This window comes from Gordonia sp. PS3, assembly GCF_041950545.1.
Taxonomy (GTDB): domain Bacteria; phylum Actinomycetota; class Actinomycetes; order Mycobacteriales; family Mycobacteriaceae; genus Gordonia; species Gordonia sihwensis.
The window spans coordinates 2,464,640-2,489,620 of the sequence record NZ_CP169524.1 but is presented as its reverse complement, the minus strand read 5'-3'; the positions used below and the strand labels follow the sequence as shown (position 1 = coordinate 2,489,620).

Here is a 24,981-nt window from a genome sequence, read left to right as displayed (position 1 = left end):
ACCGTCTGCCGGCCACCGGCAGGGTCAGCGCCCCGGTGTGAAGAAGACCGCGGCGGAGGCGGGGAGGGTGATGGTCGCGCTGTAGGGACGGCCGTGGCTCGGCTCGTCGACCGCGACGATCCGGCCCAGGTTGCCCACCCCGTGACCGCCGTACTCCCGCGCAGCGGTGTTGAGGATCTCGCGCCACGGCCCGCCGAGCGGGAAGCCCAGCCGGTAGCCGTAGAGATCGCGGTCGGAGAAGTTGAAGACGCAGGCGACGATGCGGCCCCCGGTGGCCGCCCCGTCGTCGGCCAGCCGCAGGAAGCCGATGACGGTGTTGGCGGTGTCGCGGGCGTCGAGCCAGGCGAAGCCGCGGGCGTCGCAGTCCATTCGGTGCAGCGCCGGCAGTTCGGCGTGCAGGTGGGCCAGGTCGCGGGCCGCGAGCGCGATGCCGCGGTGGACCGAGGCGTTCGACTCGTCCGGATCGAGCAGGTTCCAGTCGAGCCCGCGATCGTCGGCCCACTCTCGGGTCTGCCCGAACTCCTGCCCCATGAACAGCAGCTTCTTGCCGGGATGGGCCCATTGGAAGGCCAGGGCGAGCCGCACCCCCGCCGCAGCGTCGGCTGAGACGGGCATTCTCGTGACGAGGGTGCCCTTGCCGTGGACCACCTCGTCATGACTGATCGGCAGGACGTAGCGCTCGGCGGTGGCGTGCGTGAGGCCGAACGCGACACGTTCGTGCAGCTCCGCACGCCGCCGCGGCGGGAGCGAGAGGAACGACAGCAGATCGTTCATCCAGCCGAGATTCCACTTGAAGTCGAAGCCCAGCCCGCCGCGGTCGGTGGAGACGGTCACCCCCGGCCACGCCGTCGACTCCTCGGCGATCATCACGGCACCCGGACACGCCTCGTGGACGGCGTCGTTGAGGCGCCTCAGGAAGTCGACGGCCTCGTCGTTCTCGTGTGTCCCGCGCGCATTCGGCCGCCATTGGCCCGGGCCGCGCGAATAGTCGAGGTACAGCATGGACGCGACCGCGTCGACGCGCAGCCCGTCGAGATGGAACTCCGAACACCAGTAGACGGCGCTCGCGATCAGGAAGTCGCGGACCTCGGGCCGACCGAGGTTGAACGCGTACGTGCCCCAGTCCGGCTGGTCCCGCCGCAGCGGATCGGCGTGCTCGTAGAGGGGAGTGCCGTCGAACTCGCCGAGCGCGAAGGCGTCCTTGGGGAAGTGCGCCGGGACCCAATCGAGGAGTACCGCGATCCCTTTCGAGTGCAGGTGGTCGACGAAGAAGCGGAAGTCGTCGGCGGTGCCCCACCGGCTGGAGCAGGCGAAGTACGAGCCGACCTGATAGCCCCACGATCCCCCGTAGGGATGCTCGGTGATCGGCATCAGCTGTACGTGCGTGAAGCCGTGGTCGGCGGCGTACTCAGCCAGCTGGACGGCGGCCTCGCGATAACTCAGGCCCGAGCGCCACGACCCCAGGTGGACCTCGTAGATCGACACCGGCTCGCGCTCGGGGCGCCGGTCGGCGCGCGCGGCCATCCACTTCTCGTCGTTCCAGACGAACGACGACGGACCGGCGATCACCGACGCCGTCTCGGGCGGTCGCTGAGCCGCACGGGCGAGGGGATCGGCCTTGTCGCGTGTCAGTCCGTCGGCTCCGACCACGCGGTACTTGTACGCCATTCCCGGCCGCGCGCCGTCGACCGTGGCGGTCCAGACGCCGTACGGTCCGCGCTCCATCGGGTGGTCGGTGCCCGCCCATCGGTCGAAGTCGCCGAAGACGGTGACCGATCGCGCATTGGGCGCCCACACGGCGAATTCGGTGTCCGCGACGCGGGGCCGGGCGCCGAGCCGCTGCCACAGCGGGTCCGTCACGATCGCCTCGTCACTTCTTCGCGGCACCCGTCGTCAAGCGGGTGAGCGCGGCTCGGACGGCATCGCGGTCGGTGGTCCGCCAGAACGGCGGAAGCCCGGCCAGGAGGTAGCCCGCATAGCGCGCCGTCGCCAGACGTGAGTCGAGCACGGCGACCACGCCGCGGTCGTCGGTGGCGCGGAGGAGCCGGCCCGCGCCCTGGGCGAGGAGCAGTGCCGCGTGGTTCGCCGAGACGGTCAGGAAGCCGTTGCCGCCGCGCGCGTCCACATCGCGCTGGCGCGCCGACAGGAGCGGGTCGTCGGGCCTGGGGAAGGGGATCCGATCGATCATCACCAACCGCAACGAGGGACCCGGGACGTCGACGCCCTGCCACAGCGACAGAGTGCCGAACAGGCAGGTGGCCTCGTCGGCGGCGAATCTCTCGATCAGTGCCGACGTCGCATCGTCGCCCTGGCACAGGATCGGGAACCCGACTCGGTCGCGGAGCTTCTCCGCGGCCTCCTTGGCGGCCCGCATCGACGAGAACAGGCCGAGGGTACGACCGCCCGCAGCGTTCATCAGATCGACCATCTCGTCCAGCGTCGACTCCGCGATGCCGTCACGGCCGGGCGCCCGCAGGTGCTTGCCGACGTAGAGAATCGCGGCGCGCTGGTAGTCGAAGGGGCTGCCGGCGTCCATGCCGCGCCATCCCGCGGCCTCCACGTCCTTGCCACCGTGGGCGGGCAGCCCCCAGGTGCGTGCGAGGGCGTCGAAGTTGCCGCCGATGGTCAGGGTCGCGGACGTGAGGATCACAGTCGAGTCGGTGAACAGCGAGGTGCGCAGCAGCCCGGCCACAGACAACGGCGCTATCCGCAGCGTCGGGCGGACGGTTCCGCGGATCCGGTCGGCCGACAGCCAGACGACGTCGTGCCTCTTGGTGATGTCGGTCTCGGCGAAGACCGTCAGCACTCGCACCACCGAATCGTGCAGCGAGTCGGTGGCTGACAGCGCCATCTGCCTCGCGGCCGCGGCCTCCGGATCGGTGCCTGCCGACGGCGCCGGACCGACCGCGTTCCGCGCGTTCCAGAGGCGGTCGCGCAGCGATGCGAGGACCTCGGGTGCGCCGTTCGGGAGTCGGGTCCACTCGCCCTGGGGTGAGTCCTCCAGCAGCAACTCCAGCTGTTCGCCCGCGCCGACCAGCGCGTCGGCGCTCTCGTCGTCGATCAACTTGCCGAGCCGGCGGGCGACCTGCGAGACGCTCGCGGCCGAGATCTCCTCGGTGGTGACGGAGGTGATCCGGTCCACCAGTTCGTGGGCCTCGTCGATGACCACCACGCGGTGCTCGGGAAGGATGGTCGCCGGACTCATCGCGTCGATGGCGAGCATCGCGTGGTTGGTGACCACGACGTCGGAGGCGCCGGCCTTCTTCCGTGCCAGTTCGGCGAAGCAGTCATCGCTGTAGGGGCAGTTCGACGCCCCGAGACATTCGCGCGAGGAGACGCTCACCTGGCGCCACGACTGGTCGCTGACGCCGGGGGAGAGATCGTCGCGGTCTCCGGTCTCGGTGTCGGAGGTCCACTCGCGCAACCGCGTCACCTCGCGGCCCATGCGGGACAGGTCGAAGGCGTCGAACAGCTCGGCGTTTGGATCCTCGTCGGCCACTCCCGAGTGGATCTTGTTGAGGCACAGGTAGTTGGCGCGACCCTTCAGGATCGCGAACGACGGTTCGCGGCCCAGCGGCTTCGTGAGCGCGCCCGCGAGACGCGGTAGGTCACGTTCGGTCAGCTGGCGCTGGAGGGCGATGGTGGCCGTCGAGACGACGACGGTCTCGTCGGTGTCGACGGCGTGCCGGAGCGCGGGGACCAGGTAGGCCAGCGACTTTCCGGTGCCGGTGCCGGCTTGGACCGCGAGGTGATGGTCGTTCTCGATCGCCTCGCCGACGGCCTCGGCCATCGCCAGCTGACCGTCGCGCCGGGCTCCGCCGAGGGACTCGACGGCGGTGGCCAGGAGGTCGGCGACATCGGGGACGCTCACTCGGCCGCGTCGTCTTCGTGACGGGTACCGGTGTGCACGAGGGTGCCCACCAACTCGACTCCCGCGTCGCGCATGACGTCGAACGCGGTCGCGGTGGTGGTCTCGGCGACGGCCGCGGTGAAGTCCAGCAGCACACGTGTGGCGAAGCCGGCCGCGGCGGCGTCGACCGCGGTCGCGCGAACACAATGGTCGGTGGCGATGCCGACGACGTCCACCTCGGAGACGTCGCGCGCGGTGAGCCAGTCGGCCAGGCCGTTTCCGTGTTCGTCGCGGCCCTCGAAGCCCGAGTACGCGGCGTCGAACTCGCCCTTGGAGAAGACCGCCTGCACGGGGCCGGTGCGGAAGGCCGGATGGAACTCGGCGCCGGGCGTGCCCACCACGCAGTGCGGTGGCCACGAGTCGACGAAGTCGGGGGTCTCGGAGAAGTGCCCCCCGGGGTCGACGTGGTAGTCGCGGGTGGCCGCCACCACCGGATACGAGCCGGTGATCGCGTTGATCGCGGCGGCGACCGCACCGCCGCCGGCCACCGCGAGGGAGCCGCCCTCGCAGAAGTCGTTCTGAACGTCGACGACGATCAGCGCACGATTCCGCGGTGGGGTCTCCTCGGTCATCGACTCTCCGGTTCGGTCAGGTAGCGGGTGGGGACTGCGGGGTCGCCGTGGCTGAGCCCGAGACCCTCCCACGGGAGGGTGACGAGCCCGTGCGCGAGATGCCCGCGGGACTGCTCCAGTGTAGGCAGCCCGGAAACTCGGTCGCCGCCGCGGACCAGTGGAATCTGGAGTTCGGCCACGTCCAGGCCTCCGGTGCCCGGGATCGCCTGATCCGCGGGCGCGTCGGCACGCAACAGGATCTCTTCGACGATGGTTCCGGACGCGCGGGCTGCGCGAACGGCGCGCTTGCGTCCGCCGTGGCTCTCCTTGTGGCTCGACCGCTTCGCGACCGGGACGCCGTCCACCTCGACCAGTTTGTAGACCATGCCCGCAGTCGGTGAACCGCTGCCGGTCACCAGCGAGGTTCCGACGCCGTAGATGTCGACGGGTTCGGCGCGCAGCGAGGCGATGGCGTACTCGTCGAGATCGCCGGAGACGACGATCTTGGTGCCGGTGGCGCCGAGCTCGTCGAGCTGCCTGCGTACCTGGCGGGCGAGGACGCCCAGATCCCCCGAGTCGATCCGGACCGCTCCGAGCGAGGTGCCTGCGACCTCGATCGCGTTCTTGACACCGGTGGTGATGTCGTAGGTGTCCACGAGCAGGGTGGTCCCGACGCCGAGCGCCTCGACCTGCGCGGCGAAGGCGGCCCGCTCGTCGCTGCCGTCGGGATGCGCGAACGAGAGCGTGAACGCGTGCGCCGCGGTTCCCGCACTCGGTACGCGGTAGGTGCGAGCGGCCTCGAGATTGCTGGTCGCGTCGACTCCCGCGAGATATGCGGCGCGCGCTGAGGCGACCGCCGCGTGCTCGTGCGTGCGGCGTCCGCCCATCTCGATGATCGGGCGGCCGGCGGCAGCGCTCACCATACGCGCCGCCGCGGAGGCGATCGCGCTGTCGTGATTGAGGATCGAGAGGATCAGCGTCTCCAGCACCACAGCTTCGGCGAAGCCGCCGCGCACGGTCAGGATGGGCGAGCCGGGGAAGTAGAGCTCGCCCTCGCGGTAACCGTCGATCTCTCCGCGGAAGCGGTAGTCGGACAGCCATGCCAGGGTGTCCTGGTCGACCACGGTCCGGAGCGAGTCGATCTCCTCCGGACCGAATCGGAAGCGTTCGAGGGCGTCGAGCAGACGTCCGGTGCCCGCGACGACTCCGTAGCGTCGGCCGTCGGGGAGGCGGCGGGCGAAGACCTCGAACACGCAGCTGCGCTGCGCCGTCCCGGCCCTCAGGGCGGCCGACAGCATGGTCAGCTCGTATTGATCGGTCAGCAGCGCGGTACTGGTCACCTTCGCTACCCTATTACTCATGGCGCGCGATGAGGCGACACCAGGTACGAGCACCGGTACCGCGGTGGCAGAACCAGAGGTGACTCACGACCGCCCCTGGGTGACGCTGGTGTGGGACGACCCGGTCAATCTCATGAACTACGTCGCTTATGTCTTTCAGCGGATCTTCGGTTATTCGGAGGAGAAGGCCAAGGCGCTGATGATGCAGGTGCACACCGAGGGGAAGGCCGTGGTCTCCAGCGGCGACCGCGTGAAGGTGGAGGCCGACGTCCGCAAACTGCATGCGGCCGGCCTGTGGGCGACCATGCAGCACGACTCCTGATGCGGACCTGGCGCAGAACCGGTGCGGGCGAGGACGTCCGCATCTGCTCCAACCTCGAGAACTACGAATGCCAACTGCTGGCGTCGATGGTCGAGTCCATCACCGATCTGCTCAACGAACGCGCCGAGTCGGCTCCGCGCGACGAACTGTCGGAGCTGACGGGGATCCAGACGGGGCACACTCGCGCACCGGACGATGTCACGCTGGGACGGCTGCTGCCCGATTTCCATCGACCCGACCAGGAGCCGGAACTCGCGGCCGGACCGATCGCCGCGGACCTCAACGGGGGACTGCGCAGCGTCAACGAACCGCAGATCATCGACGCGAAACTCGCCGCGGCACGCACAGTTCTCGAAACACTGCCGAGCGGCGGCGGGGACGTCTCGCTGACCGAGTCCCAGGCCGACCGCTGGCTGACGGCGCTCACCGACATCCGACTGGCACTGGGCGCGATGCTCGGGATCACCGATGAGCCCTCGAAGCTGCCGCCCGACCATCCGCACGCCGCACACCAGGACGTCTACGACTGGCTGTCGGTGGTGCAGGGGCTGCTGGTCGAAGCACTGATGTCGGCGGAGTGGACGCAGCCGGAGGACCCGTCGCAAGGGGAGTGCGGGCACGACGGATGGTGACCGAGCCGAAGTCGTCTGTGTCGCGCCCGGGCAACCGGATCACGGATGTCGCCGGAATCGCGGTGGGCCATCACCACCGACTCGACGACGAGGTGGTGCTCGCAAGTGTCGCTGAACCCGGCAGCGGGTGGGCGACCGGGACCACGGTCATCACCCTGCCGCGCGGGTGCGCGACGGCGGTGGACGTGCGCGGCGGCGGTCCTGGGACGCGCGAGACCGACCTGCTCGATCCGGTCAACACGGTCCGCGGCGCCGACGCGATCGTGCTCTCCGGTGGCAGTGCCTATGGTCTTGCCGCGGCCGACGGGGTGATGCGGGGACTCGAGGAGGCCGGCGTCGGACTGCCGATGGACGGTCAGGGGCACGTGGTGCCCATCGTGCCGGCCGCGGTCATCTTCGACCTCCCGGTCGGCCGGTGGGAGAACCGTCCGACCGCCGAGTTCGGTGCGCGGGCGCTCGCCGACGCCAGGACCGATTTCGCGATCGGATCGGTCGGGGCCGGGACCGGGGCGCGCGCCGGCGCACTCAAGGGCGGCGTGGGCACCGCGTCGATCACGTTCTCCGACGGTCCGGCTCGCGGATTGACGATCGGCGCTCTCGTCGTGGCCAATCCGGTCGGCGGTGTCGTCGATCCGTCGACAGGGCTGCCGTGGGGTGCCGACGACCTCGAACTGCACCGTCTGCGCGCGCCGAAGCAACTCGAGATCAAGAGGCTCGCCGAGCTCACCGCAAAGGGCACGGTACTGAACACGACGATCGGGGTGGTCGCGACGGATGCCACGCTGTCGGTGGCGAGCACCCGGCGTCTGGCGATGTCCGGTCACGACGGACTCGCGCGGGCGGTCCGTCCCGCGCATTCACCGCTCGACGGCGACACCCTGTTCGCCGTCGCCACCGGCGAGAAGGCCGCCGATCCGGACACCGCTGTCGACGTTCCGCCGGGGATGGACCCGGACACCGCGATCGTCGCGGCACTGGCCGACGCATCGGCGACGGTGGTGCAGCGGGCGATCGTCTCGGCGGTGGTCGCCGCGACCGGCGTCGCCGGGATTCCGGCATACCGCGACGTGCTGTTCTCCGCCTTCGGCGACGCATGAGCGGCGGGATCGCGTCGCCGTCCGACCCTCGTCTCCCGAAGCCGCGTCGGTCGCCGATGCCCAAGTGGGAGCGGTCGGGCATCACGATGGGCGTCATCGCCGTCGTGCTGCTGGTGGTCGAGGCGATCGACATGGCGACCGGTGGGGACCTCGACGAGTACGGCATCGTGCCGCGACGGCTGTCCGGACTCGACGGGATCATCTGGGCGCCGCTGCTGCACTCGGACTTCGCTCACCTGATCGGCAACCTGATCCCGGGCGTGGTGCTCGGCTTCCTGCTGCTGATGTCGGGACGCTTCCTGTGGGTGACGGCGATCGTATGGGTCATCAGCGGTCTGGGAGTGTGGCTCACCGCCCCGACCGGCTCGGTGACGATCGGCGCATCGGGGATCGTCTTCGGGTGGCTGGCGTATCTGCTGGTCCGCGGTCTCTTCAACCGCGACGTTTGGCAGGTGCTCGGCGGGGTGGTCCTGTTGGCGGTCTACGGTGGGATCCTGTGGGGCGTGCTGCCGCACGGAGGTGGAGTGTCGTGGCAGGGACACCTGTTCGGCGCCGTCGGCGGCGTGCTGGCGGCGTGGATGCTCAGCGACCGACGCGATCCGGGCAGCTCCGAGCCCCGACGACCAGAACTCAAGGGAGGCCCCCGATAACCGAGCTGCAAACCGGTCCCATCGGCATCTTCGACTCGGGCGTCGGCGGGCTCACCGTCGCGCGCGCGATCATCGATCAGCTGCCCGATGAGGATGTCATCTACATCGGCGACACCGCGAACGGGCCGTACGGGCCGTTGACCATTCCGGAGATCCGCAGGCATGCGCTGGCCATCGGTGACGAATTGGTGCACCGTGGGGTCAAGGCGATCGTCATCGCCTGCAACACCGCGTCGGCGGCCTGTCTGCGCGATGCGCGTGAACGCTATGCCCCGCTTCCCGTCATCGAGGTGATCCTGCCCGCCGTGCGTCGCGCGGTGGTCGCGACCAAGACCGGTCGGATCGGCGTCATCGGCACGGAGGCGACCATCGCGTCGCGCGCGTATCAGGACTCGTTCGCCGCGGCACGCGATGTGGAGATCACGGCCGTCGCCTGCCCGAGGTTCGTCGACTTCGTGGAGCGGGGGATCACCAGCGGACGCCAGATCCTGGGTCTTGCCGAGGGCTACCTCGAGCCGCTGCAGGAGGCCGGCGTCGACACTCTGGTCCTGGGGTGCACCCACTATCCGCTGCTGTCGGGTGTGGTGCAGTTGGTGATGGGCGATCAGGTGACGCTCGTGTCGAGCGCCGAGGAGACGGCGAAGGACACTGTCCGCGTCCTGACCGAGCGCGACGCCCTGCATCCGCACTCGAATCGCGTGGCCCGGCGTCATTTCTCCGCGACCGGCGATCCGGACTCGTTCCGCAAGCTCTCGACCCGGTTCTTGGGACCTTCGGTGGGCCACGTAGAGCATTTCTGACCACTCCCGTGTGGCGTTCGGCACGGTCGATGCAGTGCCAACTCACCGGTCACAGGAGGGCGGATTGATGCCGGATTTCCGGAGCGGCATGGCAGAGTGTGTCCCATGCGTTTGACGGTGCTCGGGTGTTCAGGGAGTGTGAACGGCCCTGGTGCACCGTGCTCCGGATACCTGGTTCAGGCCGACGGACACCCGCCGGTCTTGATCGATTGCGGACACGGTGTCTTCGGTGAACTGCAGCAACACGCGGATCCGAACCAGGTCGCCGTCCTGCTCAGTCATCTGCATGCAGACCACTGCATGGATCTGCCCGCAATGCTGGTGTGGCGTCGGTGGGCGCCGACTCCGGCCACCGAACGTTCCCTCCTGTACGGGCCGGAGGGCACGGCGCTGCGCGTCGGTGCCGGGGCGTCGGAGTACCCGGGCGAGGTGGACGACCTGTCGGACACCTACGACGTGCGCGAGTGGGTCGACCGCGAAGCCGTCGAGATCCACGGCCTCCACATCGAGCCGTACAAGGTGAACCATCCGCCGAGCACCTTCGGGTTGCGGATCGTCGGCCCCGACGGCGAGGTGCTCGCCTACAGCGGCGACACCGGCGTGTGCGAGGAGGTGGTCGATCTCGCGCGCGACGCCGACCTGTTCCTGTGCGAGGCGTCGTGGACGCACGAGCCCGGCGTCCGGCCCGAGGGGCTGCATCTCTCCGGGGTCGAAGCCGGACAGGTGGCCGCCCGCGCATCGGTCCGCTCGCTCGCCCTGACTCACGTGGTCCCGTGGGCCGACTCCGCCGCCATCCTCGACGAGGCGTCGGGCGAGTATGCGGGACCGCTGCAACTCGTCCACCAGGGTCAGGTCATCGAGGTCCGTAAGCCGGTCGCCTAGGTCGCCTCGCTGGTTGAGCCGCGACGGTCGCTTCCGGTCTGCCCGTTCTTGTATCCGCGCAGTTCGACGACGGACGCGCGCTCCCAGCCCGCGCGTTCGTCGCGGAGTTGCGCGGATGTGCTGCGCGCTGCCCGGCACCGCCTCGTCGGCGGATATGTCGGCCTGTCCAGTAAGGTCGGGGCGTGACTTCACGAGCAGACGGCCGGGCAGACGACGAACTCCGGCCCATCAAGTTCACCCGCGGTTTCACCTCTCATCCGGCCGGTTCGGTGCTGGTCGAATTCGGCAACACCCGCGTCATGTGCACCGCCAGCGTCACCGAGGGCGTGCCGTCGTGGCGGCGCGGATCGGGGCTCGGCTGGCTCACCGCCGAATACTCGATGCTTCCCGCCGCGACCCACGAGCGCTCGAAGCGTGAGTCGGTGCGCGGCAAGATCGGCGGACGCACGCACGAGATCAGCCGCTTGATCGGACGTTCGCTCCGCGCGTGCATCGATCTGGCGGCGCTGGGTGAGAACACGATCGCCATCGACTGCGACGTCCTGCAGGCCGACGGCGGAACGCGGACGGCGGCCATCACCGGCGCCTACGTCGCGCTCGCGGACGCCGTCACCTACCTCGGCGCGGCGGGCAAGCTGGCCGACCCGCAGCCGCTGTCGTGCATCATCGCGGCGGTGAGCGTCGGTGTGGTGGACGGCCGCGTCCGCCTCGACCTGCCGTACGACGAGGACTCGCGTGCCGAGGTCGACATGAATGTGGTCGCCACCGACGCGGGCACCCTCGTGGAAGTGCAGGGGACAGGCGAGGGCGCGACCTTCGCGCGCGGAACGCTCGACAAGATGCTGGACGTGGCCTGCGCCGGCATTGAGAACATCGTCGCCGCGCAGCGCGAAGTGCTGTCGCAGCCGTACCCCGGATCGCTCCCGGGCAGCGGGCAGTGACCGGGACGGTCCTGCTGGCGTCGAACAACGCCAAGAAGCTGGCCGAGCTGCGACGCGTCGTCGAAGCGGCGGGCATCACCGGGCTCGAGGTGCTCGGGCTGGGTGATGTCACGCGCTATCCGGAACCGGTGGAAGACGGTGCGACGTTCGAGGACAATGCGCTGCTCAAGGCTCGCGCGGCCGTCGCCGCAACCGGACTGCCATCGCTGGCCGACGATTCCGGCCTCGCCGTCGACGCGCTCAACGGCATGCCGGGAGTCCTGTCGGCACGGTGGAGCGGTGGCGCCGGCGACGCCGCCAACAATCGCCTGCTGCTGGCCCAGCTCGCCGACGTACCGGACGAACGACGCGGTGCGGCGTTCGTCTCGGTGTGTGCGCTGGTGCTGCCGACGGGCGCCGAGACCGTGGTCCGCGGAGAGTGGCGCGGCACCATCCTGCGTGACGAGCGCGGCGCGAACGGCTTCGGTTACGACCCGTTGTTCATTCCCGATGACGAGGTGGCCGCCGGGCGCACCTCCGCGGAGCTGCCGCCCGCGGAGAAGGACGCGCTGAGCCACCGTGGCAAGGCGCTGGCGCAGTTGGTCCCGGCACTCCGGGCCCTCGCCGGCGCGGGCGGAGGAGACCGATGATCGTATTCGACGACGCGGTCGTGACCGCTGTGCTCCGGCATATGAACGACGACCATGCGACCGACAATCTCGTCATTGTGCGAGCGTTCGCCGAACCCGACGCCACCGCCGCGGTGATGACGGGCTTCGACTCGGTTGCGGGGAAGTGGACGGCGACCGTCGACGGAGCGGACCGTCCCGTCCGCGTGCCGTGGCCGAACGAGCTCACCGACCGAGCGTCCATCCGTCGCGAGGTGGTCGCCCTCTACAAGGCCGGTGCCGAGCGCCTGGGGATCGAGCTAGACGATCACTGATCGAGCTTGAACTGCTCCTTAACATCGCGAGTGCGAATGTGCTCGAACCAGAAGGACAGGAACGGGATGGTGCCCGCGATCGCGGTCGCCACCAGCTTCGGCAGCGGCCACCGGACCTTGATCGACAGGTCGACGGTGCAGATCAGGTAGATGAAGTAGATCCAGCCGTGAGCGACGCCGACCCAGCCGAAGCCCTCGACTCCGAAGCCGAACTTTGCGATCATCTCGGCGCACAGGGCGAGCAGCCACACGCCGGTGACCCAGGCCAGAACGCGGTAGCGCAGCAGCGCGCTGCGGATCTGGGGGATGGTCGCAGTCACAGTCCCGTCCGGGGCGTCGTCGGCGGTCTTGGCGGATTCGGTCACGTCGTGGTCCTTCATCGGTCGCGCGGAGATTTCAGCTGATGCGTCAGTCGTGCGTCGGGTGTCTGTCGAGTTCGGCGAGGTATCTGTTGTACTCGGCCAGGTCGTCGTCCGGGGCGGCGTCGAGGATGGCCGCGACCGACGGGTCGTGTCGCGTGGGCCGCTCGGGAAGGACCCCCTCGGGTATCTCGGTCGGCTCGGCGCGGTCGCGGTGTTCAGCGTCCGGATCGGCTTCCATCACGACGAAGCGGCGATAGGCGTACACGACGGCCACCGCGAAGGCCGGCCACTGCAGGGCGTATCCCAGGTTCTGGCCGGTGCCCGTCGACGATTCGTAGCGGCCCCACTGCCACCAGGCGAGCGCCAGGCAAGCGCATGCCGCGACCGCCACCAGCGCGATCAGTGCGGGGCGGTGACGTCGTTTGGCGGGCGACGGCAGAGAGGACTTCACAGTATCGAAGGTACCTGGTCGGCTGCCGTGCATCGGGCCCGGTGCGGCCGCCCTCACTGTGCGTTCTGCCACCAGTCTGCTACTAATTAGCCAAGCCTAATCTTAGGTTCGAGTGGTTGACGATGGGGTGGACATGGGCAAGGGCTTCCAGGGAGCGGTGCTGCGCGCTCTCGGAGCGAAGAATCATCCGGCGACGGTCACCGGTGTGCGGTGGATGACCGAACACGTCGTTCGCATCGAGTTCCAGTGCGGCGAGATCCTGCACGCGGGCGGCGAGAAGCCGGCCGCCTGGATCCGTGCTTGGTTCCCGGATGTGAACAACGCGGCCAAGTTCCATCAACGCGGATACACGTTGCTGGATCCGGACCCGGCGGCGGGGACGTTCGCGATCTGCTTCCTCGTCCACGATCCGGCCGGACCCGCGTCCACCTGGGCGCGCAATGCCGTCGTGGGCGATGAACTGCTGATGACACGGCTCGGCGGCGACGGCTACGACATCGCTGCGGACCGCGAGCGTCCGCGCGGATACCTGCTGATGGGAGACGTGGCGGCATGGCCGGCCATCGTGCGGCTGATCGAGGAGATCGGCGATGACATCCCGATCCGGGCGGTCATCGAGCACGAGAACGACGACGACCGCGACCTGCCGCTGCCCGAGCATCCGGGCCTCACCGTCGACTGGGTGCCCACCAGTCCGGACCGCCGGGCGCTGACCGAGGCGATCGGCGAGGACGACTATCGCGGATGGCACACGTGGGTCACGGCCGAGAGCAAGGCGACGCGACTGGCCAAGGGCGCGCTCGCCCTGAACCACGAGCAGAACAAGGCCACCATGCACACCCAGGCCTACTGGATGGCCGGACGTGCGATGGGAAAACAGGTCGACACGGCGACTGAGGACACCGCCGTGTCGACCGCCTCCGAGACGGCGACGGACGATGTCGCGGAGGCGGCTCTGACCCCGCCCCGCGCCCCGAAGGCCGCAGCGCCCGCCGAGCCCGTCCTCAAACCCGCCCTTCCCGCGCTGATCGTCGCCGGTCTGTTCGCGCTCGTGCTCGCGGTGCTCGCGGTGGTTCCTCTGGTGCTCTTCGCGGAGCTGGCGCGCTTGCTGGTGGAGGGGGCCGACCGCCACGAGCTGATCGACGTCGCGGTCACGGCACTGATCGTTCTGGTGGCGGGCGCCGCCGGCAGCGCGGTGCTGATCACCGTGCTGCACTTCTACGACCAGGTGTACGCCGCGGCGCTGCGGCGGCGAGTGCTCCACAAACTCACCCGACTGCCGCTCGGATGGTTCCTCGGCAGACGCAGCGCGGAGGTCAAGAAGCTGGTCGCCGACGACATCTCGTCGCTGCACTATCTGGTGACCCACGCGGTGCCCGATCTCGTGACGGCGATCGTCACGCCGCTGGCGATCCTCGGGTACCTCTTCTCGGTGAACTGGGTGCTCGCTCTGGTGCTGCTGGTGCCGGTACTCGGGTACATCGTCGCAATGGCACGCCTGGCGACTGCCGACAGAGCCCGCCTGGAACAGAAGATGCGATGGGACGCGACCCTGCCGGGCGACGCCGAACGCTACATCGGCACGCAGCAGGTCAGCCGCGTGTTCGGCGACGGCGCGATCACCGACCTGCCCGCCCGACTGCGGCGTCTCACCGAGTTCCTGAAGGACTGGCAGCGCGCCACGATCGATGCGAAGTCGGTGATTCTGCAGCTCAACCGGCCGACGACGTCGATGGTGGTGGTCGCGCTGGCGGGCACGGCACTGATCACCGCCGACCAGATGGACGCGGCCGCGATCCTGCCCTTCCTGATCCTCGGCACCTCGTTCGGCGACCGGCTGCTCGCCGCGTCGTACGCCGTCGGCGGACTGCGCGAGGGGATGAACGGCAAGACCTCGCTCGATCTGTTGCTGTCGAGCGGTGAGCTCGAACAGGCGGAGAACGGCAGCACCGGGCCGGAGCCGAGCGGCCCGGCGCGAGTGGAACTGCGCGGCGTCACCTTCGGGTACACGCCCGGTCGGCCAGTGGTGCGGGACCTGCACCTGGACCTGCCCGCGGGCGGGACGACGGCCCTCGTCGGACCGTCGGGTGCGGGCAAGTCCACCGTGGCGGCTCTGGTCGCTCGCCTGTGGGACCCGGATGCCGGCGCGGTACTGCTCGACGGCGTCGACCTGCGCGACATTCCCGAGGTGCAGCTGCGGCAGCGGATCGCCGTGGTGTTGCAGGACGTCCAACTCATCCGCGGCACCATCGCCGACAACATCGCGCTCGGCATGCCCGACGCGGATCGTGCGGCGATCGCGGAGGCGGCCCGGGCGGCTCACATCGCCGACGTCATCGAATCAATGCCCGACGGATACGACACGGTGGTCGATCGCGACAGCCTCTCCGGAGGCCAGCGGCAGCGGGTCGCGATCGCCCGGGCGCTGCTCGGAGACCCGCGGTTCGTGGTCCTCGACGAGGCGACCGCCGCCGCCGACCCCGACTCGGAGTGGGAGGTGCGGCAAGGCCTGTCGAGGCTGTTGGCGGGGCGCACGGTGCTCATAGTGGCGCACCGACTGCACACCGTCGCCGACGCCGATCGGATCGTCGTCTTCGACGGCGGACAGATCGTGGAGCAGGGGACCGGCCCGGAACTGATCGCGGCCGGTGGACGATACGCGGCGATGACCGCGCAGGCGCAGGAGGCCCTCCGATGAGTTCAGACTCGACCCGAATCCTGCCGACCGTCTTCGCCGACGTCCGCGTCATCACCGGCGCCGCAGGGCGGCCGCACCGTCTCGCCTTCTACGCGCTCACGACGCTGTCCACGGCGCTGCAGGCGGCGGCCGTGCTGCTGTCGATCCCGCTGTTGCGCGCGTTGTTCGGCGACACCCCGTCGGACGCGTGGGTCTGGGTGGCGGCGATGGTCGCGGTGCTCGCGGTCGGCTGGACCGCGGACATCCTCGCGACCCGCGCCGGACTCCGCGTCGGATTCGGCTTGATCGACGCCGCCGAAAGCGCCGGTGTGTCGGCCATCGGCCGGCTCGATCCGGCCGAACTCCACGGCGATCGTGCGTCCCGGCTGCGCGACCTGGTCACCAAGTCCGGCCCGGAGTCGGTCTCGGCGATCGTCCTGCTCTTCTCGCCGCTGATCCATGCGGCCCTGCTGGTGCCGATGCTGGCCGTCGGCCTGCTGTTCGTGTCGTGGCAGCTCGCGGTGGTCGCTCTCGTCGGCGGCATCGTCCTGCTGGGCGCCTTCTACGGCGGACGCCGGGCCGTCGCGAAGTCGGAGGATCGGTTCGCCGAGGCAGGCCGCGCGCTGGACGACCGCATGCTCGAATTCGGCTGGGCACAGCCCACGCTGCGCGCCGCGGGGGTCGGCACCGGGACCGTCGACGAGGTGCTCGCGGATTCGCGGCGGCGCGGTTTCCGGCTCCTCGCCTGGCAGATCCCCGGCGACCTGCTCTTCACCGTCGCCGGTCAGCTCGTTCTACTGGCCTTCGGCGTCACCACCGGAGCGCTCTACCTCGACGGCACCCTCTCCGGAGTCACCGCGGCGGCGATGGTCGTCGTCCTGCTGCGAGTGGTGGAGACCACCGGTTCGCTCTCGCTGCTGGCCACCCCGATCGCCGGAGTGGAGCGATTGCTGGCACAGCTGCGCGACCTGGTCGTCGAGGATCTGGCTGCCGAACAGAACACAGTGCGGCGATCGACGTCGAACGACGCGCTCCGCGAAGCCTACGGTGCTCCCGTGCCGGTCCGTCTGAGCGAGGTCGGCTACACCTACCCGGACGGGACGCGGGCCCTCGACGGGGTGGAGCTGACCATCCCTGCCGGGGAGATCACGGTGCTGGTCGGAGCGTCCGGCTCGGGCAAGTCGACGTTGCTCGACGTCATCTCCGGGCTCCGCGAACCCAGCACCGGACGAGTCGACTTCGGCGGCGACGAGACGACTGCCGCGGGTCGGCTGCAGAACGCGTCGATGGTCTTCCAGACCACCTCGCTGCGGCCGGGGACGGTGCGCGAGAACGTGGTCACCAGCGCCGAGCCCGATCTCGTCGAGATCGCTGATCTCGCTCGACTCGACGCCGTGCTGGACTCGCTCCCCGATGGCTGGGACTCGCGGATCGGCGACGGCGGCAATACCTTGTCGGGCGGCGAACGCCAGCGAGTCGGGCTCGCCCGCGCGCTGGCGAAGCCCGCCGGACTGCTGCTGGTCGACGAAGCGACGTCGTCACTCGACGTGATCACCGAACGCGCCGTGGTCGATTCGCTGCGGCGGATCCGCGGGACGCGGACGGTTGTGGTGGTGACGCACCGCCCCGCGCTGGTGGCGCTCGCCGACTCGGTGATCGTCCTGGACCACGGCCGGGTGGTGGACTCGGGTGCGGTGGACGACCTGCTCGCGCGCGGCGGGGTGTTCGCCGACCTGTGGCAGCGGTGGCGAGAAGCGGAGGGCTGGCAGGTCTAGGGGTGCGCCCGGGGTGGTCTCACCGCACAGCCGCTCGCGACCGTTGCCAGTCCCGCACGTCGTGCTCGGTGTGAGCGCGTGCCGGCCGCGCGTTCCACGCCGGGATCAGCAGATCGACGACCGCCGCGACGGCGACCGCGAGGAGCGCTCCGCCGATGACGTCCGACGGTCGGTGCCATTGCTGGCTGACGACGGTGAACGAGACCACTCCGAGACCTGCCGTCGCGGCGATCGCCGCGAGCGGCCGCGCACGGCGGGGCGTGACCGCGCACAGGGCGATCCCCGCCGCGGCGAACGCGGCGACCGTGTTGGACGGGAACGAGTTGAGCGCGTTGCCGACGTCCAGCGGCGGTCGTTGCAGCTCGGATTTCAGGACGACCGCGAGCACCACGACGGCGCCGATCAGCAGGCTCGCGTGCAGGGCGAGCCGCCAGGATCGTCGCGCGAGACAGATCGCGCCGATCAGCAGGCCGCAGCCGGCGAGCACGGGGACTTGTATCTCGGCGAGCAGACCGCCCGTCGGAGCGTCGTTCCCGGTGCGCGCGCCCATCAGTTCCATCACGTCCTGATCGACCATCTGGCCCGCGTACGAGACGACGAGGAGCTCGTACGTCGCGGCGATGCCGAGCGACGCGAGGATCGCGGCCGCGAGGGCGGCGATCGGTGAAGTGCGATGCGTCATCCTTCGATGGTGCCTCGTGCGGTTGGCAGAACGCTCGTCCCGTACCCCGGGAGTGTCGTAGACCGGGACGCTGCTGACATCAGGCGTGGCAAGGCGCGCCGAGGGCGATATGCCCTCGGTACGCCCTGTAGCTACTGATCTTGACGGGGCAAACGACCGGGGCCGCTGGTGCGCGAGAAGGGACTTGAACCCTCACACCACTAGTGGGTACTGGAACCTAAATCCAGCGCGTCTGCCAATTCCGCCACTCGCGCGTGCAGTGCAACTGTACCGGTACGCTCGTGCGGTGATTCGCTACCCTCTGGACGCTCCGGACATCGTCGACGCCCTCGGGGCGGACCTGCGCGCCGCCGGTTACACCTCCGACGGAATCGCCGACCTCCTCGGCGAGGAGGCGCGCCAAGCGCTGGTGAGCGGTGTGTGGTGGCCCGCTCTGCGTCAGACGCGGCGCGCGGCCCCCGACCGCGCGCCGCTCGCGACTCTGATCCGGCTGTTCCTGCTCGGCTCCACGGAACCGGCCGACGACGTCGCCGCCGCACTGCCCGGCGTCGGACTGGACGCCCTCGTCGACCAGCAGGTGATCGAGCCCGCGGACGGCGGTGTTCGCGCCGTCCTCGACATCCGGCCGCACGGCAGCGACGACGCCGACCGGCTCGTGGTCGCCGATCAGGACGCCTCGATGCGTCCCGGCGCCGTGGCCCACGACCACGTGCTCGGCATCGGCGGGGCGTCGATGTCATTGGCGCAGTCGGTGATCCGCACGCCGTTCGCGCGGGCGCTCGATCTCGGAACCGGATGCGGCGTGCAGGCGCTGCACATGTCGTCGCACTGCGAGACGATCGTCGCCACCGACACCAACGCGCGGGCGCTGGCACTGGCGGCGGCTACGGCGCGGCTGAACGGACTGGACTGGGACCTGCGGGAGGGCAGCCTGTTCGAGCCGGTGGCGGGCGAGAGATTCGACCTGATCGTGTCCAATCCGCCGTTCGTCGTCGGCAGCGGTGCGCAGGACTACATCTACCGCGACTCCGGGATGGCCGGAGACGGCATCAGCCGAAGCCTCATCGAGGGGATCGGCGAACATCTGAATCCGGGCGGCATCGCGCAGATCCTGGCGAACTGGGAGGTGCGCGACCTCGACGCATGGGACGACCGGGTCCGGGAGTGGGTGCAGGCGAGCGGTCTGGACGCCTGGGTGGTCCAGCGGGAACTGGCCGATCCCATCAGCTACGTCTCGCTCTGGGTCTCGGATGCGGGGGAGTCGGTGGTCGACGCGGCCGAGCGGGGTGCGCGGTGGCTCGACTGGTTCGAGTCCGAGGGGATCGTCGCCGTCGGCATGGGTTCGATCACCTTCCGCCGACCCGTCGAGGATCGTCCGGCCGATGTGGTGATCGAAGAGATCACCGCCGCCGGCCAGGAGGTCACCGGCTTCGAAGCGCAGGCCTTCTGGGCGCGGCGCGACTTCCTGCGTGAGAACTCCGACGCCGACCTGCTGGCCTCCCGGCTCAGCACCTCACCGGTGTTTCTGGAGACCCAGGCGCTCCCCGGCGACGACGGCTGGCAGCAGGTGAGCGCCTCGGTGACCCGCCCCGGCGGTCCGGGAGCGGTGCTTCCGGTGGACGAGGTGCTGACGTCGCTTCTCGCCGGCTGTCGCGGCCAGGTGCCGCTGGCCGCGCTGATCTCACTGCTGGCCGACTTCCACGGCGTGGACGCCGACGCGCTCGCCGCGGCGGCGATGCCGGCGATCCGCGAAGCCATCGGGCGCGGGATCCTCTACCGGGCCGACTGAACGTCGGGCTGGTAGCGGAACGACGCCCCGGCTACTCCGTCGCCAGCCTCAGCCCGAAACCGACGAGCGCGAGACCGGCCACCAGATCGATGCGGCGCCGAATGCGGGGCGCACGCATCCAGGCGCCGATCCGGTCGGCGGCGACGATGAGCACGGCGAAGTAGACGCCGGTGAGCGCCAGATAGACCAGACCGAAGCCGAGCGTCGTCCATGCGACGGGCGCACCGTCCGGAACGAAGCCCGGCAGCAGCGTGATGAACATGATGCCGATCTTCGGATTGAGGATGTCGGTCGTGAATCCGGTGAGGAAGCCCGCCCGGCGCGACGACGGCGCCTCATCGACCGACGGCCCGCCGCGCAGGGACCGGATCGAGCGCAGTGTCTGGACGCCGAGCAGCACCAGGTAGCAGCCGCCGACGATCTTGAGCACCTCGTAACCGATCTCACTCATCTGCAGAATCGCCGAGAGACCGAGGACGGCGGCGAGGATCCAGACCAGCAGTCCGGTCATCACGCCCAGCGACGTCCGGACCCCGCCGGCCCGGCCGCCGCGGGCCAATCCGCGCATCACCACGAGGGAGTCGGGGCCGGGCAGCAGTACCAGGAGCGTCGACGCGAGAGTGAACGACGCGAGAGACGACAGCATCCGTCAATGGTAGGGCCGCGCGTACTCGTCGACGCAGGCGACGGAGCCGAGTGCGGCGATCGCGGCCATGACGGCGTCGGTGGCGCCGCGGACGTCGTGTGAGGCGCCGAGCAACTCATCGGCCGGCATCGGGTCGCCGATGCGGATGCGCACCGGTCCGCGACCGATCCGCCGGGTGCCGGGCGGATTCACCTCGCGTGTTCCCGAGAGCAGAACGGGGACGATGACGGTGCCCGGGACTCGCGCCGCGACTCGCATCATCCCGGTGTGTCCGCGGTGCAAACGCCCGTCGGGCGAGCGCGTGCCCTCCGGGTAGATGCCCCACGCGCCGCCCCGGGCGAGCAACTGCGCCGCAGCCTCGAGCGCGGCGTCGTCGCCCGACCGGTCGACCGGGATCTGACCGGTTCCGCGGAAGAACGCACGACTGACCGCGCCGCGGACTCCGGAACCCCGGAAGTACTCCGCCTTGGCGAAGAACGAGAGTCGGCGGGGTATGGCCAGCGGGAGGACCAGGGAGTCGATCTCCGCCAGGTGGTTGGCCGCCACGATGACCGGGCCACTGGTGGGAACGCGGTCGGCGCCGTCGACGGTGATCGGCACCCAGAGCCGGAGTGCGGGGCCGATCAGAACGTGTTTGCAGAGCGGATACAGCACGGGAGGCCTTTCGTAGACAGTGTCTACTGGACAGTGTGGGGGGGCGACCGTAGACACTGTCAACGTGGTTGACGATCCGAGTACGCGCGCACGGCTGGTCGCCGCGGGGGTCGACCTCGTCGACACCGCGGGATTCGGTGCGGTGGGCGTGCGTTCGGTGGCCGCCCGGGCAGGCGTCTCGCACGGCGCTCCGCGCCGATACTTCCCGACGCTCGAGAGTCTGCTGGCGGCGATCGCCGCCGAAGGCGTGGCCGATCTCAACGCCGCTCTCGCACCCGCCATCGCGAACGGCATCGGCGACGGCGCCGTCGCCTATTGGCGGTTCGCGCGCGCCCGGCCGGGCATGTTCACGCTGATCTTCCGGCACGACCTGCTCGACTCGGCCGGCGGCCGCCTCCGCGAGACCACGGGCGGCTGGTTCTCGGCCCTGGTCGAGGCGACCGGCGACGAACTGCGCGCCGTGTCGTGCTGGGCCGCCGTGCACGGTCTGTGCGTGCTGGCCGCGACCCGCGCACCAGAGGCCTTCGGGTTCGAGATCGACGAGAGCGTGGTGCGGCGAGTGGCCGAGGACCGGGCGCGAGGTTAGCCCGCGGCCGAGTCGAGGGCGGCCGCGAGGTCGGCCTTCAGATCGTCAACGTCCTCGAGGCCGACCGAGAATCGCAGGTGCCCGTACTCGCGGAAGCCCTCCGGGTAGGCGGCGACGCGCGGTCCGCTGGTGCCCACGTGCACGATCAGCGACTCGTCGTGGCCGACGGAGACCGCCGACGTCACGACCTTCAGGTCGTTCACGAAGCGGTTCTGCAGGTCCGGATCGCCTTTCAGTGCGAACGACATGATGCCGCCGAAACCGCCGATGCCGCGATCGCCCGCGCCGAACTGACGCTTGGCCAGCTCGTGCTGCGGGTGGCTCTCCAGACCGGGATAGGCCACGTAGGCGATGCGCTCGTCGGCCTCCAGGAACCGGGCGAGCTCCAGCGCCGACTCCTGATGCTGCCGCAGGCGCAGCGGCAGTGTCACCGAGCCGCGCATGATGAGCCAGGCGTTGAAGGGCGAGATCACGCCGCCGACGTCCACCATCGCCTCCGACCGGATCGGTTCCACGAGATCGGCACGCCCGATCACCGCGCCGCCCATCGCGTCGCCGTGGCCGTTGATGTACTTGGTGAGCGAATGCACCACCAGGCCGGCGCCGTCGTCGAGCGGGCGGTACAGCGGCGGGGGAGTGAACGTGGAGTCGACCATCAGGATGATGCCGCGGGCGTCCGCGATCTCCGCCAGCGCGGCGATGTCGGCGACCTTGGTGGTGGGGTTCGCGATCACCTCCGTGGCGATAAGTTTGGTCTCGGGACGGATCGCTGCGATCACGGCGTCGTGGTCGGTGATGTCGACGAACGTGGCCTCGATCCCGTACTTGCGAGGCAGCAGCGACGTCCAGAGCTTGTAGGTCGCCTCGTAGGTGGTGTCGGAGACGACGACGTGATCGCCCGCGTTGACATGCCCGAAGAACACCGCGTGCAGTCCGGCGACGCCGGAGGCGAGGACGACGGCGTCCTCACCGTGCTCGAGCGCGCAGAGCTTGTCCTGCAGCGCGATCTGATTGATCCCGGTGTTGCGGGTGTAGGTGAGGTGCTCGGGGTTCGACCAGTCCATGGTCGAAGGATCGGGCGGCAGGTTGTAGGAGTTCGCCATGATGATCGGCACGCGAATCGCCGCGCCGTCGCCGTCGGTGCCCGTGCCGGAGGCGTGATTGCCGCCGTGAACGCTCAGCGTCTGTTCACCGAGTGACCCGGGGACGCACTTATCGGGCCTGTTCATCTCGTCGTACTCCGTTCCGGGCACCTGCCCACTCGCGGCCGCAGCGCTGCGGCACCGCCAGCGTAAGACCGGGCGAAGCGCGCAGTCCGCGCAGGTCCCCGCGATGAACGGCGGCGCACCGGCATCGATGCCGGTGCGCCGCCGCGGGAGTCGACGTCGAGACGTGCCGCTCAGCTGTACAGGTCGGCGATCGCCTCCTGGTACGACTGGTGGATCACGTTCCGCTTCAGCTTGAGCGTGGGCGTGAGCTCACCGGTCTCGATCGTGAAGTCGGTCTCGAGGATCTCGTACTTCTTGATGGCCTCGGCCTTGGACACGGTCTTGTTCGCGCCGGCGATCGCCGCGTCGATCTCGGCGCGCAGCTCCGGATTCCGGATCAGCTCCGACAACGGCGTCGACGCGGGCAGCCCCTTGCGCTCGAGCCATCCGGGGACCGCTTCGGGATCGAGGGTCACGAGTGCGGCGATGAACGGCTTCTGATCGCCCACGACGAGGCACTGGCTCACCAGCGGGTGCGCCCGGATGGTGTCCTCCAGCTGGGCGGGCGAGACGTTCTTGCCGCCTGCCGTGACGATCAGTTCCTTCTTGCGCCCGGTGATGAACAGGTAGCCGTCCTCGAGGCGGCCGATGTCGCCGGTGTGGAACCAACCGTCGCGGATCGCGTCGGCCGTCGCCTGCTCGTTGCGCCAGTAGCCGGAGAAGACCATCGGCCCCTTGAGCAGGATCTCGCCGTCGTCGGCGATCTTCACCGTGACGCCGGGCACCGGACGCCCCACCGAACCGATGCGGCTGTGCTCCTCGTTGTTGGCGGTGACCGCGGCGGTGGTCTCGGAGAGGCCGTAGCCCTCGTACACGGGCACCCCGGCGCCGCGGAAGAAATGGCCCAGCCGCTCACCGAGCGGGGCGCCGCCGGAGATGGCGCCCTCGCAGTTGCCGCCGAGCGCGGCGCGCAGCTTTCCGTACACCAGCTTGTCGAAGACCGCGTGCTTCACCTTGAGCAGGACGCCCGCGTCGCCGGATTCGACCGCCCGGCTGTACTCGATCGCCGTGTCGACGGCCTTCGCGAAGATCTTGCCCTTGCCTCCGTCGATCGCCTTCTGCTCGGCGGTGTTGTACACCTTCTCGAAGACGCGCGGGACCGACAGCACGTAGTTCGGCTTGAATACGGCCAGGTCGGCGATCAGATTCGGAATGTCGTTGGTGTGGCCCAGTACCACGGCGTTCTCCACGCAGCCCACGGCGACGACCCGTGCGAAGACGTGTGCGAGGGGCAGGAACAGCAGCGTCGACTTCCCCTCCTCGAGGCCGGTGCCGACGGCCTCGGCGGTCGCCGCGCACTCGGCGAGGAAGTTCTCGTGCGTCAAGACGACGCCCTTCGGCCGGCCCGTGGTCCCGGAGGTGTAGATCAACGTGGCGGCGTCGGAGGCCCGCGCCTGCGATTCCCGCTCGTCGAGCACCGAGTCGGGGAGGTCGGCGCCGCGCTTGCGGAGCGCGTTGATCGCGCCGTCGTCGATGACGAAGGTCTCGCGAAGCTCGGGCGCCTTCGCGATCACCTCCTGGTGGGTCGACCGGTTGGCCGCGGTCTCCACGATCAGTATCGATGCGCCCGAATCGGTGAGGATCCACTCCACCTGGTCGGGGGACGAGGTCTCGTAGATCGCGACGGTGGTGGCACCCGCGCGCCAGATCGCGTAGTCGATCAGGCTCCACTCGAACCGGGTGGAAGACAGTAGCGCGACGCGGTCGCCACGGCTCACGCCGGCGGCGATCAGGCCCTTCGCGACGGCGTCGACGTCGTCGGCGAAAGCGCCGGCGGTGACGGTGATCCACTGCCCGGAGTCCGCGCGCCTGCGGAACAGCGGCAGAGTCGGGCGGTCCTTCCGGTAGCGCTGCAGAGCAGTGATCGTGGTGGCGTTCTCATCAACTGTCGTGATGGATGGAGCAGTGAACTCCTGCATGGTGACGTCCCCTTGTGATACGAATTGCTTGATCTGTCTAACGCGATCCAAGTGATGGAACCGTACCGCACATCTCAGTGAGGGGCGTCACAGGGTGTCGGCGGGGTATTATCTACACCCGATGA

At 69.7% G+C, this 24,981-nt stretch carries 24 protein-coding genes and 1 tRNA gene; 13 read left to right on the top strand and 12 right to left on the bottom strand.

Annotated features, from left to right (window positions below; genetic code table 11):
* Positions 1–24: 24 nt before the first annotated feature.
* From glgB to ACE11G_RS11520, 4 genes are read right to left on the bottom strand one after another with little or no spacing between them, the layout of a single operon-like run.
* Complete coding sequence (gene glgB / locus ACE11G_RS11535) at positions 25–1,860, bottom strand: 1,4-alpha-glucan branching protein GlgB (protein ID WP_375002229.1); 1,836 nt, start codon at positions 1,858–1,860, stop codon at positions 25–27.
* Between the two features lie 10 nt (positions 1,861–1,870).
* Positions 1,871–3,871: an ATP-dependent DNA helicase gene (locus ACE11G_RS11530; RefSeq protein WP_062367952.1), complete on the bottom strand. Its 2,001-nt coding sequence runs from the start codon at positions 3,869–3,871 to the stop codon at positions 1,871–1,873.
* Entirely contained in the window at positions 3,868–4,482 is a 615-nt protein-coding gene (locus ACE11G_RS11525; protein WP_045536748.1) for an isochorismatase family protein, read from the bottom strand. The genes ACE11G_RS11530 and ACE11G_RS11525 overlap by 4 nt, the downstream gene beginning before the upstream one ends.
* Positions 4,479–5,801 carry a nicotinate phosphoribosyltransferase gene (locus tag ACE11G_RS11520; RefSeq protein WP_062367953.1) on the bottom strand — a complete coding sequence of 441 codons (1,323 nt, stop codon included), beginning with the start codon at positions 5,799–5,801 and terminating at the stop codon, positions 4,479–4,481. Before ACE11G_RS11520 ends, ACE11G_RS11525 begins: the two co-directional genes overlap by 4 nt.
* Positions 5,802–5,820: 19 nt before the next feature.
* Between ACE11G_RS11520 and clpS the strand changes: the two genes are divergently transcribed.
* From clpS to ACE11G_RS11475, 9 genes are all read left to right on the top strand, one after another.
* The gene (gene clpS, locus ACE11G_RS11515; RefSeq protein ID WP_081598161.1) at positions 5,821–6,123 is read left to right on the top strand and encodes an ATP-dependent Clp protease adapter ClpS; all 303 of its coding nucleotides are present in this window, start codon (positions 5,821–5,823) and stop codon (positions 6,121–6,123) included.
* Positions 6,123–6,755, top strand: coding sequence for a DUF2017 domain-containing protein (locus tag ACE11G_RS11510; protein ID WP_375004140.1), 633 nt, complete (start codon positions 6,123–6,125; stop codon positions 6,753–6,755). Before clpS ends, ACE11G_RS11510 begins: the two co-directional genes overlap by 1 nt.
* Positions 6,749–7,852 (top strand): P1 family peptidase, encoded by a 1,104-nt coding sequence (locus ACE11G_RS11505; protein WP_006898223.1) that lies wholly within the window; start codon positions 6,749–6,751, stop codon positions 7,850–7,852. Before ACE11G_RS11510 ends, ACE11G_RS11505 begins: the two co-directional genes overlap by 7 nt.
* On the top strand, positions 7,849–8,502 hold the full coding sequence (locus ACE11G_RS11500) for a rhomboid family intramembrane serine protease (protein WP_375002225.1): 654 nt from the start codon (positions 7,849–7,851) through the stop codon (positions 8,500–8,502). Before ACE11G_RS11505 ends, ACE11G_RS11500 begins: the two co-directional genes overlap by 4 nt.
* Positions 8,499–9,302: a glutamate racemase gene (gene murI / locus ACE11G_RS11495; RefSeq protein WP_062367962.1), complete on the top strand. Its 804-nt coding sequence runs from the start codon at positions 8,499–8,501 to the stop codon at positions 9,300–9,302. Before ACE11G_RS11500 ends, murI begins: the two co-directional genes overlap by 4 nt.
* A 105-nt stretch (positions 9,303–9,407) precedes the next feature.
* Positions 9,408–10,184, top strand: a complete 777-nt coding sequence (locus tag ACE11G_RS11490; RefSeq protein ID WP_006898226.1) for a cyclic nucleotide-degrading phosphodiesterase — start codon at positions 9,408–9,410, stop codon at positions 10,182–10,184.
* 182 nt (positions 10,185–10,366) lie between these two features.
* Positions 10,367–11,125 (top strand): ribonuclease PH, encoded by a 759-nt coding sequence (gene rph, locus ACE11G_RS11485; protein WP_006898227.1) that lies wholly within the window; start codon positions 10,367–10,369, stop codon positions 11,123–11,125.
* Positions 11,122–11,754 (top strand): RdgB/HAM1 family non-canonical purine NTP pyrophosphatase, encoded by a 633-nt coding sequence (gene rdgB, locus ACE11G_RS11480; RefSeq protein WP_062367955.1) that lies wholly within the window; start codon positions 11,122–11,124, stop codon positions 11,752–11,754. Before rph ends, rdgB begins: the two co-directional genes overlap by 4 nt.
* Positions 11,751–12,047 carry a DUF2470 domain-containing protein gene (locus ACE11G_RS11475; protein WP_346077649.1) on the top strand — a complete coding sequence of 99 codons (297 nt, stop codon included), beginning with the start codon at positions 11,751–11,753 and terminating at the stop codon, positions 12,045–12,047. The genes rdgB and ACE11G_RS11475 overlap by 4 nt, the downstream gene beginning before the upstream one ends.
* Here ACE11G_RS11475 and ACE11G_RS11470 read toward each other — a convergent pair.
* Complete coding sequence (locus ACE11G_RS11470; RefSeq protein WP_039868175.1) at positions 12,041–12,412, bottom strand: DUF3817 domain-containing protein; 372 nt, start codon at positions 12,410–12,412, stop codon at positions 12,041–12,043. The two genes, ACE11G_RS11475 and ACE11G_RS11470, sit on opposite strands and share 7 nt — an antisense overlap.
* 43 nt (positions 12,413–12,455) lie before the next feature.
* On the bottom strand, positions 12,456–12,893 hold the full coding sequence (locus ACE11G_RS11465; protein ID WP_045536734.1) for a glucitol operon activator: 438 nt from the start codon (positions 12,891–12,893) through the stop codon (positions 12,456–12,458).
* A 100-nt stretch (positions 12,894–12,993) separates the two neighbouring features.
* On the opposite strand from ACE11G_RS11465, the gene ACE11G_RS11460 reads away from it, so the two are divergent.
* Complete coding sequence (locus ACE11G_RS11460) at positions 12,994–15,558, top strand: ABC transporter ATP-binding protein/permease (protein WP_375004138.1); 2,565 nt, start codon at positions 12,994–12,996, stop codon at positions 15,556–15,558.
* Complete coding sequence (locus ACE11G_RS11455; protein ID WP_375002220.1) at positions 15,555–17,312, top strand: ABC transporter ATP-binding protein; 1,758 nt, start codon at positions 15,555–15,557, stop codon at positions 17,310–17,312. Before ACE11G_RS11460 ends, ACE11G_RS11455 begins: the two co-directional genes overlap by 4 nt.
* Before the next feature lie 19 nt (positions 17,313–17,331).
* Here the strand turns inward: ACE11G_RS11455 and ACE11G_RS11450 are convergent, their stop codons facing one another.
* Together ACE11G_RS11450 and ACE11G_RS11445 are read right to left on the bottom strand one after the other, a co-directional pair.
* Positions 17,332–17,994: a phosphatase PAP2 family protein gene (locus ACE11G_RS11450; protein ID WP_006898236.1), complete on the bottom strand. Its 663-nt coding sequence runs from the start codon at positions 17,992–17,994 to the stop codon at positions 17,332–17,334.
* 166 nt (positions 17,995–18,160) lie between these two features.
* A tRNA-Leu gene (locus tag ACE11G_RS11445) sits at positions 18,161–18,248 on the bottom strand.
* A gap of 32 nt (positions 18,249–18,280) precedes the next feature.
* Between ACE11G_RS11445 and ACE11G_RS11440 the strand changes: the two genes are divergently transcribed.
* Positions 18,281–19,783 (top strand): methyltransferase, encoded by a 1,503-nt coding sequence (locus ACE11G_RS11440; protein WP_375002217.1) that lies wholly within the window; start codon positions 18,281–18,283, stop codon positions 19,781–19,783.
* 31 nt (positions 19,784–19,814) lie between these two features.
* Here the strand turns inward: ACE11G_RS11440 and ACE11G_RS11435 are convergent, their stop codons facing one another.
* Positions 19,815–20,429, bottom strand: a complete 615-nt coding sequence (locus ACE11G_RS11435) for a LysE family translocator (protein ID WP_006898239.1) — start codon at positions 20,427–20,429, stop codon at positions 19,815–19,817.
* Between the two features lie 3 nt (positions 20,430–20,432).
* Complete coding sequence (locus tag ACE11G_RS11430; RefSeq protein WP_006898240.1) at positions 20,433–21,083, bottom strand: 1-acyl-sn-glycerol-3-phosphate acyltransferase; 651 nt, start codon at positions 21,081–21,083, stop codon at positions 20,433–20,435.
* Positions 21,084–21,147: 64 nt separating this feature from the next.
* Here ACE11G_RS11430 and ACE11G_RS11425 point away from each other — a divergent pair, with 64 nt between their 5' ends.
* Positions 21,148–21,669, top strand: a complete 522-nt coding sequence (locus tag ACE11G_RS11425; RefSeq protein WP_231875772.1) for a TetR/AcrR family transcriptional regulator — start codon at positions 21,148–21,150, stop codon at positions 21,667–21,669.
* Here ACE11G_RS11425 and ACE11G_RS11420 read toward each other — a convergent pair.
* Positions 21,666–22,898, bottom strand: coding sequence for a PLP-dependent aspartate aminotransferase family protein (locus ACE11G_RS11420; protein WP_045536760.1), 1,233 nt, complete (start codon positions 22,896–22,898; stop codon positions 21,666–21,668). The genes ACE11G_RS11425 and ACE11G_RS11420 overlap by 4 nt on opposite strands.
* A 170-nt stretch (positions 22,899–23,068) precedes the next feature.
* Positions 23,069–24,856 carry a long-chain fatty acid--CoA ligase gene (locus ACE11G_RS11415; protein WP_006898243.1) on the bottom strand — a complete coding sequence of 596 codons (1,788 nt, stop codon included), beginning with the start codon at positions 24,854–24,856 and terminating at the stop codon, positions 23,069–23,071.
* Positions 24,857–24,981 lie beyond the last annotated feature (125 nt).

What these genes read in the sequence shown, in the direction of transcription:
- ACE11G_RS11460 (WP_375004138.1), top strand. Translation starts at nt 12,994, where the DNA reads ATGGGCAAGGGCTTCCAGGGAGCGGTGCTGCGCGCTCTCGGAGCGAAG.
- ACE11G_RS11475 (WP_346077649.1), top strand. Translation starts at nt 11,751, where the DNA reads ATGATCGTATTCGACGACGCGGTCGTGACCGCTGTGCTCCGGCATATG.
- ACE11G_RS11525 (WP_045536748.1), bottom strand. Translation starts at nt 4,482, where the DNA reads ATGACCGAGGAGACCCCACCGCGGAATCGTGCGCTGATCGTCGTCGAC.
- ACE11G_RS11450 (WP_006898236.1), bottom strand. Translation starts at nt 17,994, where the DNA reads ATGACGCATCGCACTTCACCGATCGCCGCCCTCGCGGCCGCGATCCTC.
- ACE11G_RS11465 (WP_045536734.1), bottom strand. Translation starts at nt 12,893, where the DNA reads ATGCACGGCAGCCGACCAGGTACCTTCGATACTGTGAAGTCCTCTCTG.
- ACE11G_RS11500 (WP_375002225.1), top strand. Translation starts at nt 7,849, where the DNA reads ATGAGCGGCGGGATCGCGTCGCCGTCCGACCCTCGTCTCCCGAAGCCG.
- ACE11G_RS11435 (WP_006898239.1), bottom strand. Translation starts at nt 20,429, where the DNA reads ATGCTGTCGTCTCTCGCGTCGTTCACTCTCGCGTCGACGCTCCTGGTA.
- ACE11G_RS11420 (WP_045536760.1), bottom strand. Translation starts at nt 22,898, where the DNA reads ATGAACAGGCCCGATAAGTGCGTCCCCGGGTCACTCGGTGAACAGACG.
- ACE11G_RS11510 (WP_375004140.1), top strand. Translation starts at nt 6,123, where the DNA reads ATGCGGACCTGGCGCAGAACCGGTGCGGGCGAGGACGTCCGCATCTGC.
- ACE11G_RS11505 (WP_006898223.1), top strand. Translation starts at nt 6,749, where the DNA reads ATGGTGACCGAGCCGAAGTCGTCTGTGTCGCGCCCGGGCAACCGGATC.
- ACE11G_RS11455 (WP_375002220.1), top strand. Translation starts at nt 15,555, where the DNA reads ATGAGTTCAGACTCGACCCGAATCCTGCCGACCGTCTTCGCCGACGTC.
- clpS (WP_081598161.1), top strand. Translation starts at nt 5,821, where the DNA reads ATGGCGCGCGATGAGGCGACACCAGGTACGAGCACCGGTACCGCGGTG.
- ACE11G_RS11415 (WP_006898243.1), bottom strand. Translation starts at nt 24,856, where the DNA reads ATGCAGGAGTTCACTGCTCCATCCATCACGACAGTTGATGAGAACGCC.
- ACE11G_RS11490 (WP_006898226.1), top strand. Translation starts at nt 9,408, where the DNA reads ATGCGTTTGACGGTGCTCGGGTGTTCAGGGAGTGTGAACGGCCCTGGT.